Annotated in this window: 17 protein-coding genes; 11 read left to right on the top strand and 6 right to left on the bottom strand. The window is 56.2% G+C overall.

All coding sequences use genetic code 11. The features are described from left to right. Nucleotides 1-187: 187 nt before the first annotated feature. Nucleotides 188-850 (bottom strand): hypothetical protein, encoded by a 663-nt coding sequence (locus tag SH410x_RS09020; RefSeq protein ID WP_473676178.1) that lies wholly within the window; start codon nt 848-850, stop codon nt 188-190. Nucleotides 851-971: 121 nt separating this feature from the next. Between SH410x_RS09020 and SH410x_RS09025 the strand changes: the two genes are divergently transcribed. Together SH410x_RS09025 and SH410x_RS09030 are read left to right on the top strand one after the other, a co-directional pair. Next, nucleotides 972-1,112, top strand: a complete 141-nt coding sequence (locus SH410x_RS09025) for a hypothetical protein (protein ID WP_473676179.1) — start codon at nt 972-974, stop codon at nt 1,110-1,112. Nucleotides 1,113-1,226: 114 nt separating this feature from the next. Further along, nucleotides 1,227-1,829 carry a recombinase family protein gene (locus tag SH410x_RS09030; RefSeq protein WP_473677281.1) on the top strand — a complete coding sequence of 201 codons (603 nt, stop codon included), beginning with the start codon at nt 1,227-1,229 and terminating at the stop codon, nt 1,827-1,829. Here the strand turns inward: SH410x_RS09030 and SH410x_RS09035 are convergent. Next, on the bottom strand, nt 1,826-3,400 hold the full coding sequence (locus tag SH410x_RS09035; protein ID WP_473676180.1) for a hypothetical protein: 1,575 nt from the start codon (nt 3,398-3,400) through the stop codon (nt 1,826-1,828). The genes SH410x_RS09030 and SH410x_RS09035 overlap by 4 nt on opposite strands. Nucleotides 3,401-3,553: 153 nt before the next feature. On the opposite strand from SH410x_RS09035, the gene SH410x_RS09040 reads away from it, so the two are divergent. Continuing rightward, nucleotides 3,554-5,044, top strand: coding sequence for a recombinase family protein (locus SH410x_RS09040; protein WP_473676181.1), 1,491 nt, complete (start codon nt 3,554-3,556; stop codon nt 5,042-5,044). A 4-nt stretch (nt 5,045-5,048) separates the two neighbouring features. On the opposite strand, the gene SH410x_RS09045 is transcribed toward SH410x_RS09040, so the two are convergent. Continuing rightward, nucleotides 5,049-5,663 (bottom strand): transposase, encoded by a 615-nt coding sequence (locus SH410x_RS09045; RefSeq protein ID WP_473676182.1) that lies wholly within the window; start codon nt 5,661-5,663, stop codon nt 5,049-5,051. Between SH410x_RS09045 and SH410x_RS09050 the strand changes: the two genes are divergently transcribed. The 5 genes from SH410x_RS09050 to SH410x_RS09070 all read left to right on the top strand — a co-directional run bounded on the left by SH410x_RS09050 (nt 5,647) and on the right by SH410x_RS09070 (nt 9,927). Beyond that, nucleotides 5,647-6,459, top strand: a complete 813-nt coding sequence (locus SH410x_RS09050) for a tyrosine-type recombinase/integrase (protein WP_473676183.1) — start codon at nt 5,647-5,649, stop codon at nt 6,457-6,459. The genes SH410x_RS09045 and SH410x_RS09050 overlap by 17 nt on opposite strands. 33 nt (nt 6,460-6,492) lie before the next feature. Next, nucleotides 6,493-7,251, top strand: coding sequence for an RHS repeat-associated core domain-containing protein (locus tag SH410x_RS09055; RefSeq protein WP_473676184.1), 759 nt, complete (start codon nt 6,493-6,495; stop codon nt 7,249-7,251). 377 nt (nt 7,252-7,628) lie between these two features. Next, the gene (locus SH410x_RS09060; RefSeq protein WP_473676185.1) at nt 7,629-8,213 is read left to right on the top strand and encodes a hypothetical protein; all 585 of its coding nucleotides are present in this window, start codon (nt 7,629-7,631) and stop codon (nt 8,211-8,213) included. Nucleotides 8,214-8,559: 346 nt separating this feature from the next. Continuing rightward, complete coding sequence (locus SH410x_RS09065; protein ID WP_473676186.1) at nt 8,560-8,961, top strand: hypothetical protein; 402 nt, start codon at nt 8,560-8,562, stop codon at nt 8,959-8,961. Between the two features lie 93 nt (nt 8,962-9,054). Further along, nucleotides 9,055-9,927 carry an alpha/beta hydrolase gene (locus SH410x_RS09070; RefSeq protein ID WP_473676187.1) on the top strand — a complete coding sequence of 291 codons (873 nt, stop codon included), beginning with the start codon at nt 9,055-9,057 and terminating at the stop codon, nt 9,925-9,927. A 66-nt stretch (nt 9,928-9,993) separates the two neighbouring features. Here SH410x_RS09070 and SH410x_RS09075 read toward each other — a convergent pair whose 3' ends face one another. Together SH410x_RS09075 and SH410x_RS09080 are read right to left on the bottom strand one after the other, a co-directional pair. Beyond that, a complete protein-coding gene (locus SH410x_RS09075; protein ID WP_473676188.1) occupies nt 9,994-12,495 on the bottom strand; it encodes a DUF1592 domain-containing protein in 2,502 nt (833 codons plus the stop codon). A 182-nt stretch (nt 12,496-12,677) separates the two neighbouring features. After that, the gene (locus SH410x_RS09080; RefSeq protein ID WP_473676189.1) at nt 12,678-13,967 is read right to left on the bottom strand and encodes a DUF1552 domain-containing protein; all 1,290 of its coding nucleotides are present in this window, start codon (nt 13,965-13,967) and stop codon (nt 12,678-12,680) included. A 538-nt stretch (nt 13,968-14,505) separates the two neighbouring features. Here SH410x_RS09080 and SH410x_RS09085 point away from each other — a divergent pair. The 3 genes from SH410x_RS09085 (at nt 14,506) to SH410x_RS09095 (ending at nt 17,940) form a co-directional block, all read left to right on the top strand. Further along, nucleotides 14,506-15,594, top strand: coding sequence for an NHL repeat-containing protein (locus SH410x_RS09085; protein WP_473676190.1), 1,089 nt, complete (start codon nt 14,506-14,508; stop codon nt 15,592-15,594). Between the two features lie 259 nt (nt 15,595-15,853). Beyond that, entirely contained in the window at nt 15,854-16,909 is a 1,056-nt protein-coding gene (locus SH410x_RS09090) for an N-acetyltransferase DgcN family protein (RefSeq protein ID WP_473676191.1), read from the top strand. Further along, nucleotides 16,906-17,940 carry a dipeptide epimerase gene (locus SH410x_RS09095; protein ID WP_473676192.1) on the top strand — a complete coding sequence of 345 codons (1,035 nt, stop codon included), beginning with the start codon at nt 16,906-16,908 and terminating at the stop codon, nt 17,938-17,940. Before SH410x_RS09090 ends, SH410x_RS09095 begins: the two co-directional genes overlap by 4 nt. Nucleotides 17,941-18,034: 94 nt before the next feature. On the opposite strand, the gene SH410x_RS09100 is transcribed toward SH410x_RS09095, so the two are convergent. Then, nucleotides 18,035-19,477 (bottom strand): sulfatase family protein, encoded by a 1,443-nt coding sequence (locus SH410x_RS09100; protein WP_473676193.1) that lies wholly within the window; start codon nt 19,475-19,477, stop codon nt 18,035-18,037. Nucleotides 19,478-19,706: the final 229 nt, after the last annotated feature.

A 19,706-nucleotide genomic window follows, 5' to 3' on the forward strand; every position in this document is an offset into this window, starting at 1 on the left:
ATGACTGTGCCATTCGGGCCACCCACTTTTCAGTCCGGGCTGCGGCTTGTTTTTTGGCCGATTTAGCTACGATCAGGTCCCCGCAGAGTGCCACCACCGAGCATCGGGCTGATTCTGATCCGATTCTCCAATATCGGCGCAGCAGCGACCCCGGAGGGAATCAAAGTGGAAGGTTTTCCGAAGACGGTCAGGCCGAAGATATCCCGAGTGGGTTGTCACGGGCGCAGAGCCAACCTTGACCGCGACGGCTGGCTTCCTCGGCGAGGTGTTCTGGGCTACCCGCTGCTCGCTTGAACACTCGCCCAAATCGGCTCACAACGTCGCACCAAGCATGGGTATCCAAGCCCATACGTGTGAGGATCGGCTGCAAGTGCGAGGGGATCGCACCGACCTTGTCACTGCGGAGCTGACGGCCCGTCCAGTCCAGCAATTCCAGATAGCTCGCCAACGAGACACTTAGGAAACCTTTCAGGCTGCCTCGTCTGCCCGAATCATCCAGGTGCGGCCCGACGGGATCGCTCTGCTCGTCAATCTCGATCGGACTCATCCAGCCACTGTGCTGGCGACCGCGGCTTCGCTCCCAGTCGTGGGTGCTTTCGCGGGTCCGATCGGAACATTGAGTCAAGTCGTCAATCCGATCCTTGGCTCCAGTGTACTTGCTCGATTCAGGCGTTTCCGCCATGGCGGCGCGAATCGGGTTGAGGTCCACGTAGGCCGCACACGCCAATAAACTCGTTTCATCGAGGAGCACCTGTGCCCGAAAACGCCCTTCCCAGAACCATCCCTCGCAACGCGATGGAAATCGGGATTGGCCGATCTGACCAAATCGGGATAATTGACTTTTCCGCACTCAAATCGCTCGTTTGCTGGCTGGAGCGGTACCACCGCAAACAAATCACGGAAGGTCTCCCATGCGCCCCGACGGAAAACCCGCCGCTGTCCCCCCCCCGCGCCTATCGTTGCCATCGATAGTGAAAGCGGTTCCTCTCGATCGCGTGTGGGAGCATGCGATCGACCCGCAGACCAAACATCGAATTCTGCAACTTCTGTCGCAAGCAGCGGCCAAGTCATCACTGAAGTCGCCCCGCGGCGAGGAGGACAGTGATGAATAATTTTGCAATTAGCGCGAAGGCAGTTCTCGAAGCGAGCCCAAGGAACTTCCTTCATCCGAAAGTGACGGCGGAGCATCTCGAGCTTGATGCGGCCGTGTATGTCAGACAGTCCACCTGTGCCCAAAACTACGAGATCATCAGGAATCAACCGCACGTCAGTACGCGATGAAAGATCGTGTCATTGCACTGGGCTGGGAGCCCGACAAAGTGATGGTCATTGATGACGATCTTGGTCTCAGCGGAAGCGGCAGCGCCCAGCGAGAAGGTTTTCGCCGACTGCTCGAATTAATCACCGATCAAAAAGTCGGTCTTGTCGCGGGACTCGAAATGAGCCGCTTGGCTCGCAACTCAAAGGACTGGAGCGATCTGTTTGAAGTATGTGCGATTTTCAATACGTTGATTGCAGATGAAGATGGTGTCTTTGACCCCCATGATCCGAACGATCGACTTGTCCTGGGCCTCAAGGGAATCATCAGTGAGATGGAACTGCACACCATGAAGGTCCGACTGGAAAGAGGGCGTTTGAGCAAAGCTCAGCGCGGGGAGTTGTTTCACGATGTTCCGGTTGGCTATGTCCTCGACGCGCGTGGAATGCCACAACTCGATCCTGACGAATCCGCACGTCACGTGATGAAAATTTTCTTTGAACAATTTCAAGTGATTGGTGGGTGCATTCCCCTAAAAAGGACGCTGAGGACAAGCGATTTACGGGATTAGGTCGCCAAGGCAGGAGAGTCTTCAATTTTGATGCTCATGTTTTTCGGTTCCCAGTCCCAGCTGTCATGGGCTTCGGTGCGACGGAACTCCGATAGGTCCGACATTGCTTGATCCCATTGATCAGGAACCACTTGGCTGCGTACTTGAAGCATCGACTCGGCATGTTCACTCTTCCAGAACATCGCATTGCTCTTGAGCCGTAGATTGATCACTCGACGGATACCGCTCTCGATCGCACCGCTTCCGCAAGGAAGACCAAGTTGTTTGAAGCGTACATACTTCAAACGCCCCGCTTCGCCGTGACGATGAAGATAAGAAATCTCAGTCGCAAGTGCTACGTTCGGTTTGTCGGTGTCTTGTAGTTCATTTAAGTCGTCAACGACCTGTTGCCATTGGCCGTTTCGAAGCTGGCTGCGGAGGTGACGATACAACGGGTTTCGTTCCTCGACGCTTAGGCCCAATGAAGCCAGTGCCTGCGAAATGTGATGCACTGCATGGCAGCAATCCAAGACTTCATAGGTCGGGACATCCTTCAGTCCGGCAAGCTGGATGATGCGGTCGATACGATCCCAGATCCAGGGAGCACCATCGGCGACGAACGTCACACTGAGGGCTTCCGCCGCACCAAGCCGATGAAGATGCATTGCCACCACCTCGGCGATCGCATCAGGACCAAGCAGCGTCCCGTCGATGGTCGCTTTGGTTTTCTTGACCATCTTGCCGTGCTCGTCATGGATGAAGATCGTCATCAGCTTCGGCTCACGCCAATCCGCCGAAAACGTTCGACGTGGCGTGCTCTTGGACCGTCCCGGTGCGTTGCCAGTCAGCAAGCCGTCTTCATCGGTTGGTTCAATGACAGCGGATTTTGGCTTCATTTCGCCACGAATTTTTATTCTCCCGCCGTCGATTTGCACTGACACGCGTTTGCCCGATAGCTCGCTGGACGCTTTGAGTTGCTTGCTCCGCAACTGTGCAATGCGGTGTCGTCGCAATGCCAACAATCCTGCACCGCACTGATAGGTGATTCGCTTGACTGTCTTGATGTCGATATCAATTCCCTCGCGAGTTAGCTCCTTGTGAGCAAACGCGATCGAAGGACACAACGCCATTTGACGGGCCACCTTGCTTTGCAACCCCGGCGAGACGCCTTTGCCAAATCCGAACTGCGATAAAGTAATGTCTAGCCCGACCCGCGGCGCGTCGTCTTTACGAAAGCGTTTCTTCTTGGGAGCGCAGTACAAGGTGACCGCCCAAACGACCATGCCCCCGAGTAGTTGAACGGCGACGGAGCGCTCGCGACCCTTCTGAAGCGGACGAGAAAATTCTCTCCTGGTTTGTTCAGCCGCCTCCAAAACCTTGCCTTCTTTGATAGTCGCCGCCATCAAACCAGCAACCAGCAAGTCGGCTCCGTGAGCGTACGCCCGATGCACCCTGCGTTCGATGGATTCCAGGTCGCCTGGGCAGTTGATCAGTTGCTGTGTCCATTGAACTGCGTCGACACTGATCTGAGAAGTAAAGCGAAGAATCATTTCTTGATTTGATTCGATCAATTTGCCATGCGATCCATCCACGGTCATTCCCTCCATTAGGTCACCAGCATCCTTGCCACGAGTTAGAATTGATCCATCAAAGCAATCAATTCTAACCTCGGGAAGTCAGGCGAAAACGGGGCAAAGACCAATTCGATTTGCTAGCAAACATGTCCGTAGAATGGGAATGCACCCGTGATTGGTAGCTGTCACGCCTTATTTCATTATTTGTCCGAGCATCACATTCGACTTCCGTTTCGCAACCGACAAGCAGGGGGCACGAACGAGATCGACTGGCGTTTGGCGGCCAAGACGACCGTTTACGAGATGCTCAAACACCCGCTCTACGCTGGCGCGTATGGCTATGGACGTAAAAAAAAGTACGGTCTTAAATCACCACAAAAAACGTCAAAAAAACATCTTCCGCCCGAACAGTGGAAGGTGCTACTGCTTGATCGACATCCTGCTTACATTACATGGCAGCAGTACTGTGATAACCAACAACGTCTGGCCGAAAACGATAGTCGTCCCGACCGCAGTGGTCCGGTTCGCGGTGGCACAGCGTTGTTAGGTGGAATCATCAAGTGCGGCCATTGTGGTCGTCGCTTGTCGGCCAACTATCCGAAGAATTCTCATTCAATGTATGGCTGCTTTCGCCACCGAACGGTCGCCGCTGCCACGCCATGTCACAGCTCGATTCGTTGTGAGATATTGGATAGCTTCGTTGAAAGTAAAATCCTTGAAGCTCTCTCGCCAGCAGGCGTCGAACTGAGCCTGCAAGTGATCGAGAATGAAGAGACGCGGAGGCAACAAATGGAGAAACTGTTTGTTGATCGCGTCGAGCAAGCACGTTATGCAGTTGAGGTTGCTGAGCGAGGCTATCGTCATGTTGATCCGGCCAATCGTTTGGTAGCGGCACAGTTGGAAAACAATTGGGAGCAGTCGCTCATTGAACTGCAAGCCACTGAGCAGGAATTGAACGAGCTACGAGGCCAAGTTTCAACAAAACTCGCACAGGCTCAACGCGATGTGATCCTTCAGTGTTCTCGCGATGTGCATTCACTTTGGAACGAATCGTTAAGCATTGTCGATCGTAAAGAGATCATTCGACTGCTACTACAACAAGTGATCGTAGCGGTCCAGAACAACACTCAGCGTGTCGACGTTCGATTGCAGTGGCGAGGTGGATATGAGAGCGTTTACGAGATGACACGAACGGTCACACTGTATCCGCAGATGGACAACTATCGTGAACTCATGACACGTATGCTTGAGTTGGTTTTGGAAGGGCGTCGAACTCCTGAGGTGGCCAAGATACTTGAGCAAGAAGGCTATCGTTCGCCGCGGCACACCAAGCCGATTTCAGCGTCGATGATCGGTAAGCTGCTAGCGGACGATCCAACAAGTCGTCAGCAACTGACTGCCCCCGAGCCACTTGATGACCAATGGCTTGGTAGCGATCTCGCATCCGCGATTGGAGTCGCTGAGAAAAAATTGAAAGACTGGGTGACGCGTGGTTGGGCGATTGCCGACCAACGACCGTTCGGACGCGTCTGGTTGTTCTGGGCAGACGAGAACGAGGTACAGCGATTGCGTCGGTTATCTGAGCACCAAAGCGGTCAAGGTCGCCCTGCACCACCAGAATCACTTCGGACCCCGCAACGTACTGTCCGAAAGACAAGCTAGAAACTCACGCAGCTACTGCGTAAGCACACGACAAATTCAACTTCTTCCAATTGAGAGTTTCGACGCATGGCACCGCACGTTTCCAAAAGTGGCCGCGAGCCTTGTCCTCGGCGTTGCTGCGGCGAGCAATATGCTCGGCGAGACAGCGCATATACCAACTCACGTCCGACAATCGCTGACGCCGCGAGGCTAGAACCGCCGGCTGATTCAGGATCATGTTCAGTTCCGGTCTCGTCGGCACGGCGGGGCTGCCGTCAGGGATACGACGTTCGGGGAACAGCCGCAGCCAACGCTGGGCGACCTCCTCGTCCGACCACGCCGCGACGACGTCCGGGCGACTTCTTAAAACCAGGTGTAGGTGGTTGCTCATGATCGAAAACGTCAGGCAATCGATCCCGAACGCCGATGCAAGGAATTCCATTCGGTCGCGGATCCAGCCCCTGCGGTGTTCAAAACACTCTCCAGTAACGGGATCGGTTCCACAGAGCCACGCCTTGCGGACGCACCTCTCGATACAGTGGAGGATCTGAACCTCATTCGGATCGATCACTTCCCCACGAGCTTGCCTGGGCATCTTCATCACCTCCGTCAGCGTCACCGTTTTGAGCAGCGGAACCATCGGCAATGGGACGCAAGCCGCGATCGAAGGCAACTATTCATTGCCTGTCCCTATTTGCTTCTCTTTGCTTCTGAGCAACGAGAACTGGATCAAAACCAACCCCGCCTCGGACATCGAACTGCCCCAATCCGAGCAGCGCCTGCCCGCCTCGCACCTGAGCGAAAGCGAAGCGGAATCGCTGATCAACGCCGCCGACGTGGCAACCCCGATCGGCCTGCGCGACCGCAGTATCATGGAAACGTTCTACTCAACCGGAATGCGGCGATCTGAACTCGTGAAGCTGAACTTGGACGACATCGACACGGAGATGCGACTGATCAAGATCCGCCAAGGCAAAGGCCGCAAGGACCGGGGCGTCCCGATCGGCGTCCGCGCCATGCAGTGGCTACAAAAGTACATCGCCGACGTCCGGCCGACGCTGGTGAGCGATTCCAGCGGTGACACGGTGTACCTGACCAGTCGTGGCAACCGGTTCCACAAAGTGACTCTCTCGCAGCTCGTCCGCAACTACATGACAGACATCGGGATCACGCGCAAAGGCAGTTGCCACGCGTTACGTCACGCCACCGCCACGGCGATGCTGGAGCACGGCGCGGACCTCCGCAGCATTCAAACACTGCTGGGTCACGCCAACCTCAACACGACTCAAATCTACACTCACGTGAGCATCCAGCGATTACGAGAAGTCCACGACAAAACCCACCCAGCGAAACCGGACGAAAAACCGTCGCCCAATGGCGATGGGTCCACCGATCCGCCGCAGCAACCAGGGCAAGACTCGGACGCCAAAGATTGACACTTGACCGTTCCGATCGGCTAAAATAGGGCGATGCCAGCCACCGTCTCAAACTATCGTGCTTCTCGCGCACGCCCGCGCGCGGGAGATAAAAACCTCGCCCGGCGATCGAATCGAAAGATTCGTTCGCCTCGCGTCGTTTCAACACACTGCCAACGCAGTAAAACGCGGCATGAAACGCGTCAGCGTTTATGCCAAGGCTCAACAGAGTACGACCGCGGCCAACAATACTCAGTCATCGCTCTGACAAGCGGCGGAGGAACCATCACCGAAAGATACGCCTATGATGCGTATGGGACACCTACGATCACCGATGCCAGCGGCACTGCACGTACGACAAGTGCGGACAACAACCGGTATACGTACACGGGTCGCGAGTTTGACTCGGAGCTTGGTCTCTATCACTTCCGTGCCCGTATGTACGACTCGGTGGCTGGTCGGTTCGTGAGCAATGACCCTATCGGTTTCAATGCGGGTGATGCGAACTTGTATCGGTACGTGGGAAATCGCGTACTGACCCATACTGATCCTACCGGAGAAGAAGGTCGGTGGACGTTCGGCACGTTCTTCGACTGGTTGAGAGGGACCGGGAGCTACGCCGTTCCGGGCACTGAATTCACCAGCGCTGCTGAATGTGCACCTGGGATTGCAGTGATTGCTATAGGAATTGGTCCCGAAAAAGAGTATCGCCAAGCACTGATGTCCGGCGATTCAGCAAGAATTGACAGAGCATACAAGAAATTAATAGAAACCAGACGAAAGCTAAATAACTCGTACGACGGTAATCGGTAGACATTCACCTCGAGCGTACGAAAGCGGCGCGATGGGTTCCCGTAATCCCGGCAATTGTCATATAGATCTATCCGCCCAGGGAAAAAGGCGTAAAACTCCAGGCGTTTCCAGCAAACTGAGGGCACTAAAAAACGTAAGTCGTTGACACAAAACGACTTGCGGCTTGGTGAGGGGGGCAAAACATCGCGCGACGCTAGATAAGTTTGGACCCGTAAAACACAGCGTTTTCTGCTTCACCGGGAATCGCTGGGTAAACGCAAAGATTTATCGCATTTTGTATTCATCGATAAAGGAGCTTCACTATTAACATAAACGAAGATGATTCTAGCGAAGAACAAAAACGGAGACCTCGAAATTTGTCGTGGATTCTGATCAGTTTGGCATCGTTCGTTTTAGGTATCGGTACCGCTCGTTGGTTGGCTTATACTGTCAAGAAAAACGATCTGACAGATGCGAGAATAAGTATTATGATTCCCGCAAAGCTTAAACATTTAGTACCGGAATGGGTTGATTCAGCAGACTCTACTGTAGTCGGCGATATGGTCATTCTCTCAGCCGCCAAGAAGTACGGATGCAATGCATTTTTCTACCCTCGACTCGGTGAGAATTTTCCTCTCGTCTGCGTCCTAGACGAAGATGCAAATGGCTCGCCGGATTCCGTTTCTGTTTATGGACTCAATGGACGTCATGTCGTGGTGAACGATTTGGATGGAAATGGAACGTTGGATTCTTCTGTCTATGTAACTGGTCCAGATGTCGATGCAACGCATTATATGGACGGTAACATGGATGGAGAATACGATCAGCGATTTGGTCCTGGAAAAAGGTTTTCAGTCCGAATCGATGGCAATTGGCGCGACGTCGTTATAGAAAACGGGAAACAATTCGTGAACATAGGAGAGAAATTGACGGAAATCGAAAAGGTGCAGGGTATTTGGGGCAAAAAAAACTCATCAGATTAAAAAAAGTGCCATTCGGAAAATGCCATTCGGAAAATGCCATTCGGGCCAAGCCATTCGGGCCACCCACTTTTCAGCCACCCACTTTTCAGCCAGGCCTGCGGCTTGTATTTCGGCCGATTTAACTACGATCCGGTCCTCGCAGAATGCTGCCACCGAGCATCTGGCTGATTCTGATCCGATTCTCCGATATCGGCGCAGCAGCGACCCCGGAGGGAATCAAAGTGGAAGGTTTTCCGAAGACGGTCAGGCCGAAGATATCCCGAGTGGGGTATTACGGGCGCAGAGCCAACCTTGACCGCGACGGCCGGCTTCCTCGGCGAGGTGTGCGGGGCTACCCGCTGCTCGCTTGAACACCCGCCCAAATCGGCTCACGACGTCGCGCCAGGCATGGGTACCCAAGCTCCATACGTGTGAGGATTGGTTGCAAGTGCGAGGGGATCGCATCTTTATCAACTACATCAGCGTCACGGTTTTGAGCAGCGAAACCATCGGTAATGGTACGCAAGCCACGACCGAAGGCAACTATTTATTGCCTGTCCCTAATCTCCTGATCTCTCTTTTTCCTTATCTTCCGGCTAGACAAGCTGGCCAGATGAGCATTCGGTTCGATTGCGACGATGCCAATTTCAAAACGAGCGTTCTTGACGGACAAGCCGGGCAGGGAGGCTTCTTTGAAAACAGTTTGGATACTGGAGCGATGCCTTCAAAAGACTTCCACTGGACTCCCGCGCACCCTGCCGTCGGATGAGGCTGGAACTCTGGAGCGGCATGGTGACCGTTACTGGCGCTACTGCCAGCGGCTACAATGGGCAGGAAATTCCATCCCCACACAGTGTTCAACATGACACGTTTCCTCTCGTTTTGCTTGGTCCTGAGTTTATCGGTTGTCAGTGCCGTCCATTCATCGGCGGCGGATTCCTCCACCCAAATTCCACTCTGGGTGGATGGTGCCCCAGGGTCCGTCGAGCGTATGGATGAACCGGAAAAGTGGGAGGGTACCAACCTGACCAATGTGCATCATCCATCGATCACGCCTTACTTTCCCGCCGATGGACAGTCCACGGGCACAGCCGTTTTGATCGCCCCTGGTGGCGGCCATCAAAAGCTCTGTCTGGGGCACGAAGGAGATTCGCTGGGGCAGTGGTTTGCGGACCATGGCATTGCCGCTTTCGTACTGCGGTATCGACTCTGCCGCGAACCTGGTTCGCCTTACACGTTGGAAGGTGATGCGATGGATGACACGCGGCGTGCCCTTCGCATGGTGCGGGCCCATGCCAAGGCTTGGAAGATCGATCCGGCTCGAATTGGCATCGTGGGCTTCTCCGCCGGTGGCGAGCTGGCTGCGTATTCAGCCATGAATCCAGAAGACGGAGACCCACAGAGCGACGATCCGATCGAACGGGTCAGCAGTCGACCGGACTTCCAGGGGCTAATCTACCCTGGCAAATCGAGCACGTTCACGGTACAGCCTGGCATGCCGCCGGCGTTCATCGCGTTTGGCTTTCACGACCGTGACGACATCTCGATTGGGATGGCCCAGGTGTACTTGCAGTACAAAGCCGCCAACGTGCCATGCGAAATGCATGTCTACAGCAATGCCCGCCACGGTTTCGGGTTCCACGCCGACTCGACCACCGCGGCGGGTGATTGGCCACAACGCATGTGCGATTGGTTGGTCGACACCAAGTTGCTCGACGAGCAAGCGAAGCGATAGGACGACTTCCCCAGTGACCTCAACGGAAATCAAGGCGAGCTTGCCCGCTCGCCAGACCTCACCCGCTCACCGTGATCGAAAGATCTCGCTCGTCAGGACTTCGGTCACCATTGTTTGCAGTCCGTAGTCATCGGCTTTGACTCGTTCCAGAATGCTGTCGATCTCTTTCTGATCGAGCGGGTCCATGTGTCGTCCGGTCGTGTACGTGAGGAGCTTCTCGATCAAACTGCGAGCGAACACGTCACGACGGCTTTCTAAAAGCACGGCTTTGAAGTCCGGGAAGTCGTGAAACGTTTCGCCGGAGGGGAGACTGCCTGAGGGATCGACCGGGGGCGCTACGTTTTTGAATTTCGGTTTGGGGTATTTCGTCCGCCAGCGACCGATGGGATCAAACGTTTCGAGTGCGAAACCGAGTGGGTCAATGTTCCGGTGACAAACGGCGCATGTTTTGTCCTCACGGTGCTTTTCTAATTTTTCTCGGATCGTCTTGGCGCCGCTCACGTTACTGTCCAGGGCGGGTACCTCGTCAGGCGGCGGGGGAGGAGTGATTCCGAGAATGTTCTCCAGCACCCACACACCACGCGTTACCGGTGACGTATCGACGCCATTGGCGCTGACGGTCAACACACCGGCCATGCCCAGTAGCCCGCCACGTTGGTCGTTTCCAGCCAGGCTGACCCGTTGGAACCCATCGGCCAAACGCAGGCTGTCTTGCTCGGGCAAGCGATAGAGCTTGGCCAATTTCTTATCGACGTAGGTGTAGTCGGCGTCTAAAAAGTTCGTCACCGATCCGTCTTCTTCAAGCAGATTCCGAAAGAACAGACGTGCTTCCTCCTTCATCGACTCCGGCAAATTTTCGGCATAGTACTCCGACGCCGCTTTCCGGGGCGGCGGCAAATTGCCAATGTCTCGCAGGTTCAGCCAGCTATCGAGGAAGCCGTTGACGAATTCGCTCGAGCGATCATCGGCGAGTAGCCGACCAATCTGCGTCATCAATTCGTCCGGGTCGGTCAAGCGACCGGACTCGGCAGCGTCGAACAGGATCTCGTCCGGTGGCGCCGCCCACAGGGCATACGACAGTCGCGACGCAAGATCGAAGGGTGAGAGCTCGCGTTCATCTTCGGGCGTGATCTCGCTCAAGTAAAGGAACGAAGGAGAGCACAGCATCATTTTCAGCGCATCCAAGGCGGCCTGGCGCGGCGTGGCTTTTTCGGATAATCGCGTTTGATAGATCGCCGCGATCCGTGCGCGATCGGAGTCATCGAGGGGGCGCCGGAAAGCTCTTTGGCCAAAGGAATAAAGCTGCTCGAGTGCACGATCCGCCTGAAAACCCTCGGCGCCAAAAACGGCAACTTCCTCTTGGCCTCCGTTGGGTTCGACCAAGGGACCGCGAACTTTTATTTCTCCGATCTTGATATAGGGCAGTGACCCTTCGCGAAGCAGCGAAGTACGGCTGACGCCGACCTTGGGGTTCTCGAATTCATCTTTGTATTTCTTGTTGGTCTCGATCACCGAAGCCCGCGACTCGTAGGGACCGTTGGGGAAAATGAATCGAGGTGTCTGGCCAACCTCCAACCACACGCGGAAGCTCAGCCATTCGGGCTGGTCATCGGGGACGATGACGCTCCCTAGGATGGGTTCGATCGCTTGCGGGTAGTGGATGTGCCCCTTGGTCGCGTCGCCGGGAACGACGGCAAGCTGAAAGGGCTCGGAAAAATCAATGCGAAAGATCTTCGGGTCGTAATGCGTGTCGCGGTTCATCGCTTGGGCATGGACTTCAATATCGTAGAGTCCCGATTCCGGCACGCCCTCCAGAAAATCCTCAATGTGTCCGTAACCGCCTTGCCGCGTATCCGTGTTGGGTTGCTCGTAGAGACAGAGAAACTTAAATTTAAAGACTGTTCTGTGAGCGCCCGTCAATTCTTCGTACTGCTGGAAATTGTCGGTGAAATGCCATGATTTTGGCTCCATCGCAGGTTTCCCCAGACGCGCCTCGACCAGCCGCGAGGCCGCTTGGAAGTATTGGTCCAGCAGGAAGCCCGAGGTCACCAGGGACTCACCGATCGTGTCCATGTGATGGCTGGTGTTGTCCTTGGGGAAATCCGCCGTCAGCCCCAGCGTATCGACGCGGCGGCCGAAGAGGGTGGCCAGGGTATTTTCATATTCGCGGTTGGACAGCCGCCGCATCACCGTGCGGCCACCCGAACTCTCCAACGCGTCGCTGGCCAGTTCGATCTGGTTTCGTAGCTCGCTGACGAACGCCACACGCTCGTCGCCGGTCGGCTGATCGGCATCCTCCGGCGGCATCAGTTTGAGCGTCACCTGGTCGATCATTTCATCGGCCGTGATGAGCTGTTGCTCCGCTGCAATGGGCAGTGAAAACGATTCGAACTCGCGCTCGCCTTCGGCCGTGTCCGTGCTATGGCACTCGATGCAATACTTTCCGACGAAGTCAGGGACCATTGATTCTTGCTGAGGATCAACGTCCGCCGCGGCGACCGTCGACGCTGCCCACAGGCAAATGCCAAAAAACCAAGCGGTGAGCGGGACGGCACCGGTGGGACTCATCGCGTGGAAATTCGAATTGCCCCTCGATCGAATTCTTGGGTTGATCGTCGTGGGCGCGGCCACGATTTCGAAGCGTTCCAACGCGTTGAGGGGACACGTCACCGCGTCCACTGCGCGAAAACCGAGTCCAACTAGAAACGCTTTCAAAGGGGAGGTCCTACAGGGAGGCGTGGTGATCGTGGCTATGAGAACGTACCGGTACTGGTTCCGAATGAATCCTTCTCGACGCCCATCCGTTGAGCGATGTCCACGAACAGGTTGCATAGTGGGACGCTGCCGGAGGCTTTCGAAGCGACGTTCTTGAACTCACCGCGACCGTAACCGCCACCGCCCACGATGATGGGCAAGTCACTGTTGGTGTGCGAGCTACCGTTGCCCATGCCGCTGCCAAAGAGCACGGTGCTGGAGTCGAGTAGCGTTTGCTCGCCATCTTGGATCCCGGCAAGACGTGTTAGGAAATTTCCAAAATGTTCCAACTGATACGACTCGAGAGTAATCAGATTCGCGACGACCTCCTCATCATTTCCGTGATGCGAGAGGCTGTGATAGGACTTGTCAATTCCGAGGTTCTGGGGCAAGAAGCTACCGCCGATTTCGAGGGTGGCGACCCTCGTCGAATCCGTTTGCAATGCCAGAGCGATCAACTCATAGAGCATCGGCAGGTCATCGACCGTGTTGGTGTTGGCAGGTTTTTCGAAAGGTGGTTCCGGTTTGGGTTGATGGGCCCATCGCTGGCGGACCTGAAGCCGTTTTTCCACATCACGAATCGAGCTGAAATACTCGTCTAATTTGGCTTCGTCTTCGCGATTGACGCGTTTGGCAAGCGAACCGGCTTCCTCCAGCATCGAATCAAGAACCGAAGCTTGCAGAGAGTTGTCCTTGACCTGTTGGGCTTGGCGTTCGACCGACTCGGTTACAAAGAGTCGGTCGAACAATTCTGCGGGACCCGTGATGGGCGGTACGCGGACGCCCGACTTGGTCCACGACATTTGGCAGCCTCCATGGATGCCTCCTTCGGAGCCCACGGTCAGCGATGGGAACCGCGTTTGATTGCCGACTTCATCGGCGATGAACTGGTCGATGGTGACGTTGCCGTCGCGTCGGTTTTTCGATTCGTGGTGCAGGACACCCGAGAGGAACGTGTGCACGGCGAAGTGCCCGCCTCGCAGTCCATGGTCGAGTCCACGATAGATCGTGACCTGGTCGCGGTTGGCCGCAAGCGGCTTCAGCAGTGTGGTCTCTTCAAATTCTCGCCCCGTGGTTTCCGGGAAGAAATGCTTCTGCTGAAAGCCGAGCAGGTTGCCGATCGCGACGAAACGCCGCGCACCGACGCCTGCGCCGCGAGTGGCCTGAACAGCCGAGTGACCACCGACCGAATTGGCCATCAGGGAGGGCAACCATGGCAGGGCGAGGGACCCGGCAACGGACTGAATGACGAAACGACGCCGATCAAGATTCATTGGATTTGACATGCCGCTATTCTATCATCTGAGAGGTGGTCAGGTAAAACGCAAAGCCCAGCATTTGACGCTGCAAAGAACGAAATTCCTCGCAAGCACTTATGCGGCTGCCCATTTTTACGGTTAAATCCCTCGTCGATCCACCGATTCTGCGGGCGAGGCAACTTTTTTGCCCCGGTATGGGACACCGACGGGGCGATGGTTGCGACACCGTTGGCGCATCGATCCGAGGGCGCAGTCACTCGCCCTCGTTCATGATGTCACACGGCCGCTTCACGTGCACAGGGCTGCGACAGCTGCGGCCCCGTTCGGCTGGCGAATCCAACCGGCAACATCCGCGTTGGTATCGGCAAAGTCGGGGTCAGCTGCGAGATTATCGAATTCGTCGGGGTGGCTGAGTCCGCCATCGAGTAAATCCGCTTACAATCTGAATCCTTAGATAATCTTCACGCCCCCGCGATGGCGGCACTCGACGCAGCAGTGCAGGTTGACGGCGCCCGACGTGCCGTCGCTGAGCATTGCGAGATCGGTCACTCCCAGGAAAGTTCAAATGAAATTTGTCGTCGTCCTCTTTTCCCTATGTCTAGGCTGCGCTGTCCAGGCTGCCACGATCGAAACAATTGCCGGCACCGGCGTGAAGGGGTTTTCCGGAGACGGTGGTCCTGCGAACCAAGCTCAGCTGAACAATGTGTTTGCGGTGGCGCGGGGGCCTGATCAATTGATCTATCTCTGCGACGTTGACAATCATCGCATCCGGCGGATCCTTGCCGACGGCACGATCGAAACCTTCGCGGGACAACATCAAGGATACGACGGCGATGGCGGTGCGGCCACGCAGGCGTCGCTGAACCAGCCCTACGAATTGGCGTGGGACCGAGCGGGAAACCTGTTTACCGTGGAGCTGGGAAACCACTGTGTCCGCCGCATCGATGCCGCAACAGGCGTCATCACGACCATCGCCGGCGACGGTTCGAGCGGCTTTCGGGGCGATGGAGGGCCGGCCACCGAAGCCCGGTTCAACCGGCCTCATAGCCTGGCCTTTGATGCCCACGGTGATCTCTATGTCTGCGATATCGGGAATCACCGTATTCGACGGATCGATATGTCGACGGGATTGATCCACACGTGGTCCGGCGACGGCCGGAAAGAGACGTCGGTCGATGGGACGTCGATCAAGGGTGCTTCCCTCAACGGACCACGAGCGATGACCTTTGGCCGCGATGGCAAGTGCTACTTAGCACTTCGTGAAGGCAATGCCGTTCTGATGCTCGATCCCAAAGCGAACACGCTCGAGCGAATTGCCGGCACGGGCAAGTCGGGATTCACGGGCAACGGCGGACCCGCGCTCGACGCCACCCTATCAGGCCCCAAGTGCATTAGTCTGGATTCGGCTGGCAACATCTATCTGGCGGATACCGAGTCCCACTCGATTCGAATGATCAACATCACAACAGGCAACATCGACCTGTTGGTCGGGGACGGTGTTCGGGGAGACGGCCCCGAAGGAGCGAACCCGCTGCGATGTCGTCTGGCCCGACCGCACGGAGTGTTTGTCGACAGCGATGGTTCCCTGCTGATCGGTGACAGCGAAACACACCGCGTCCGCCGGTTGTCGGCGATCCCCAATTCCCCCCAATGACCAATTTCTCCCAATGACCAGTCTTCCCCCAATGAACCCATGGCGGGCGGGCTGTTGATGGGATCGAGTTTCAGTCGGCGATGGTGACCGAATGCCGGGAGGCCTCGGGTACCGCGTGGCACCCGACCGGTTGTGCGTCATGGCTCACTCAATCAACAGCCCGCTAGGGCCGAAGCAACTTGCTCAACCACTCGGTTCTTACGCGCCCCCCCCTTTCCTCACTTCTCCCCTGCAACGATCTGATTGCGACTCAGAAAATATGACTCCTACTGAAAATCTCAAAAACTATCGGCACATCGTGTTACTGACGGACGGACACTCGACTCCGTTTCTTGCCAAGACGGCAATCAGCCTGTTGCGTTACCGTGGCAAGGACGTCGCCGCCGTGCTGGACGTGGAACTCGCCGGCCAGGACGCTAGCGAAGTGTTTGGGACGGGCGAGGGAATTCCGATCGTCGACTCCATCGTTCCTGAGGCGGACTCGATTTTCATCGGGATCGCGCCGCCCGGTGGAAAGCTCCCCAAGACTTGGCGTCCCCTACTCAAGCAAGCGATCGAGCGTGGGATCGATGTTGTCTCTGGATTGCACGATTTTCTGGGCGACGACCCGGAGCTTGTCGCGCTCGCCGCCGCATCGGGTAGCCAGTTGATTGATGTTAGGCGAAATACGGAGAAGGCCACGGCGACTGCGGCTCCGTTTCGCGAGGGCTGCTTGCGAATTCACACCGTCGGCCAAGATTGCAGCGTAGGAAAAATGGTGACGACGCTGGAAATTCAACGGGAGTTGATTCGGCGAGATCGCGATGCGCAATTTCTGGCGACCGGACAAACGGGCATCATGATCTCAGGCGAAGGTGTGCCGATCGACTGCGTTGTCGCAGACTTCATTAGCGGTTCGGCTGAAGCATTGGTGCGTCGAAACGAACAGCATGATGTATTACTGATCGAGGGTCAGGGCTGCATTTCGCACCCGAGTTTTTCCGCCGTCACGTTGGGTCTGCTGCATGGGTCGGCTCCGCACGGTCTGATCTACTGCTACGAAGCTGCCCGCGAAGAGGTCAAGGGGCTCGAGAATGTACCGCTGCTGTCGACGAAGCGATTGATTGAGGCCTATGAAATGGCCGGATCGCTGCGTCACCCCTGTAAAGTCATCGGGATCGCGATGAATGGACGCAAGTTGTCGGCCGATGAAGCTGCGGACGAACGGGACCGAGTCTCAGCAGAGTTCGGGCTCCCGGTTTGCGACGTCTATCGCGACGGAGCTGCGCCCTTGGCCGATGCCGTCGAACGCTTGGGCAGGGAGCTGTTCTCATGAAATTGCGATTGCACCGATACCAGCTGCCGCTGGAATTCGAGTTCACAATCTCGCGCGGGTCCATTTGCACGCAGCCATCACTGGTCGTTGAATTGGAACATGAGGGCCAGCGTGGTTTTGGTGAAGTGACGGCCAATTCCTATTACGGTCACACTCTGGATACCATGTCGGCATCCATCATGGCGTGCCGCGACGCCGTCGAAACATTCCGTTTCGGCACGCCAGAACAGTTGTGGCATCTGTTGCAACCGGCGCTGCAAACCGATTTCTTCGCGTTATCGGCCATCGACTTGGCCGCCTACGATCTCTTCGGCAAACTCAACGGGCAGCGAACGCACGAAACGCTGGGACTGGATTGGAATGAAGTCCCCGACTCGAGCTACACGATCGGCATCGACTCGCCCGAGAAGATGATCGCCAAGCTGGAGTCTCGACCCAACTGGCGGATTTACAAAATCAAACTCGGTTCCAAGCACGATGTCGAAATCATTCGTGCATTGAGGGAAACGACAACCGCGATCTTGCGTGTGGATGCCAATTGTGGCTGGACAGTGGACGAAACCATTTCCAACTCGCATATTTTGAAGGACCTCGGAGTTGAGTTCATTGAACAACCTCTCCCAGCGGAGTCACCGGAGTCGCAACATCGGCGGGTATTTCAGGAATCGGCACTCCCGATCATCGCCGACGAAAATTGCCTGGTCGAGACGGACGTCGCCAAGTGTGCGGGACTGTTCCACGGCGTCAACGTCAAACTCTGCAAGTGCGGTGGTTTGACCCCAGGGCTCCGAATGCTGCGCAAGTCCCGTGAGCTGGGCATGCAGACAATGGTTGGCTGCATGGTGGAAAGCTCCGTCGGCATCTCCGGCGCGGCACAGTTACTGCCTTTGCTCGATTATGCGGATCTCGACGGGGCCGCGCTCCTGGCCGAAGACATCGCAACGGGAGTCGTCGTTGATGATACCGGCCAGATCACATTGTCGCAGATCTTCGGCAGCGGCGTCGAGCTGAACGAAAACACGGCCGGGTGAAATCACACTCAGCCTGGCGGGCCGTTTGGATCGTCCCAGGAGAGGAGGCTGGGCACGCTTGAGCGTGTCTTCGTCGCCTGGCCAGCGTGAAGTGTTAGCGTCCTGCGAGCGAGTTCAATTGCTCAACCAAGGGACCTCCCGACAGCTGTGGGTCTTGGGAGTCCTCCCCGTATTTCAGCATCGCTTTAGCAAGCCTCGCGACCACGGCGAGGTTCTCGCTGGATTCGCAGTGGTTTTTCAGTTCGTCTGGATCCGTTTGCAAATCAAACAGCCATGGCACGTCGGCCACTGAGACGACCAGTTTGTATCGGTCGGTGACTGCCGCCACCCAGCCCCGCGAGTTCGACGCTGAACGCAGAAACGTGACGTCGTCCCACTCCGAACTGGGCTTCCCCGTCAGCAGGCCCGATGCATCGCGGCCCTCGACCTCCTCGGGCGCCGTCTTGCCGAGCAGCGAGAGGATCGTCGGTGTGAAGTCGACGGTACCAAGTGCCTGATCGACCTGAGTTCCCGCGGGGATGATCCCGGGCGCGGCAATGATCATCGGAACTTTGGCACTGCCCTCGAACGCGTTTCCTTTGTTCAGCCGTCCATGCTCGTAACACAAATCGCCATGGTCCGAGGTGAACACGATAATCGTGCGATCGATTAGGTTGAGCTCGGTCAGGGTCGCTAGGATTTCTGCAACATTGTCATCGATCAGGCGAACCATGCCGAAGTATCGTGCCATGCTGCCGACATTATTGTTGCCACTGGCAGCGGCCCATTTTGGATTCTGTTTCGACATCGAGAATGTCATCGGCGCACGGATCGCTCGATCCATATACATCTCGTCGTAGGGTGCACGAACCGTGTTGGGTCCGTGAGGGTCAGGCAGGCTCAGGTGGTAGCAAAACGGTTCATCGGCGTGTTCGCGAATGAAGTCCATCGCCCGGTCGGCCAACCAATCGGTTGAAAACGTTTTCTCGTCCGCACCATCCAAGTTGTAGTTGGGTTGTCCTTTTAGATTCGTTGCAGCAACACGAGGGCCATCCGCAGTCAACTCAAACTTCTTCCAATGCCCGCGATTGAACATGTATCGATTATCCGAAAACCCAAATTGGCGTTGGGGTGCCCATTGCGGTTTGCCGGGCCCGTCCAAGTGCCACTTGCCTGCATAGCCGGTTGCGTATCCATCGCGGCGGAGCACCTCTGCAAACGTCACCACGTCATTGTTGAGCGGTCGATCATTCTGATAGCTGCCCGTGTTCTGAGGATAGCGACCGGAAAAAAAGGCGGCCCGTGAGGGCGTGCAGACGGGGCTGGTGGCGTAAAATGAGGTGCAGATGACGCCGCGTGCCGCAATGGAGTCGATCGCGGGCGTCTCGACAATTGCATCCTCACCCCAAATCAATGCTTGGTCCTTGGGCAAGGTTTCTCGATAGCATCCGAGCGTGCGGAAATTGTGCTCGTCGGTTTGAATGATCAGCAGATTGGGAGACGCCGCGTGGGCGGCGACCGAACCGACGACAAAGAGGAGCATTAAGATGCGAGTCATGACTCATCCCAAAAGAAGCATTGGTATCAACCTCAACGGTGCGCCGGGCATGAGCACACGGTTAGCGGCACGGGATCAATAACTGGCGTAGTGGATCTTGTTAAGACGCAACCGACATTAGGTAGCTTTGCTGCGGGCGACTTTTTTTGGTGGTGCAAAAGTTTTTAGCCGGGGGTCTCTGGAGGCCCTGGTTTGACTGTCGAGGAGTCGCAGGCTCTACATGAACCGT

The organism is Rhodopirellula sp. SH410 (assembly GCF_055811895.1).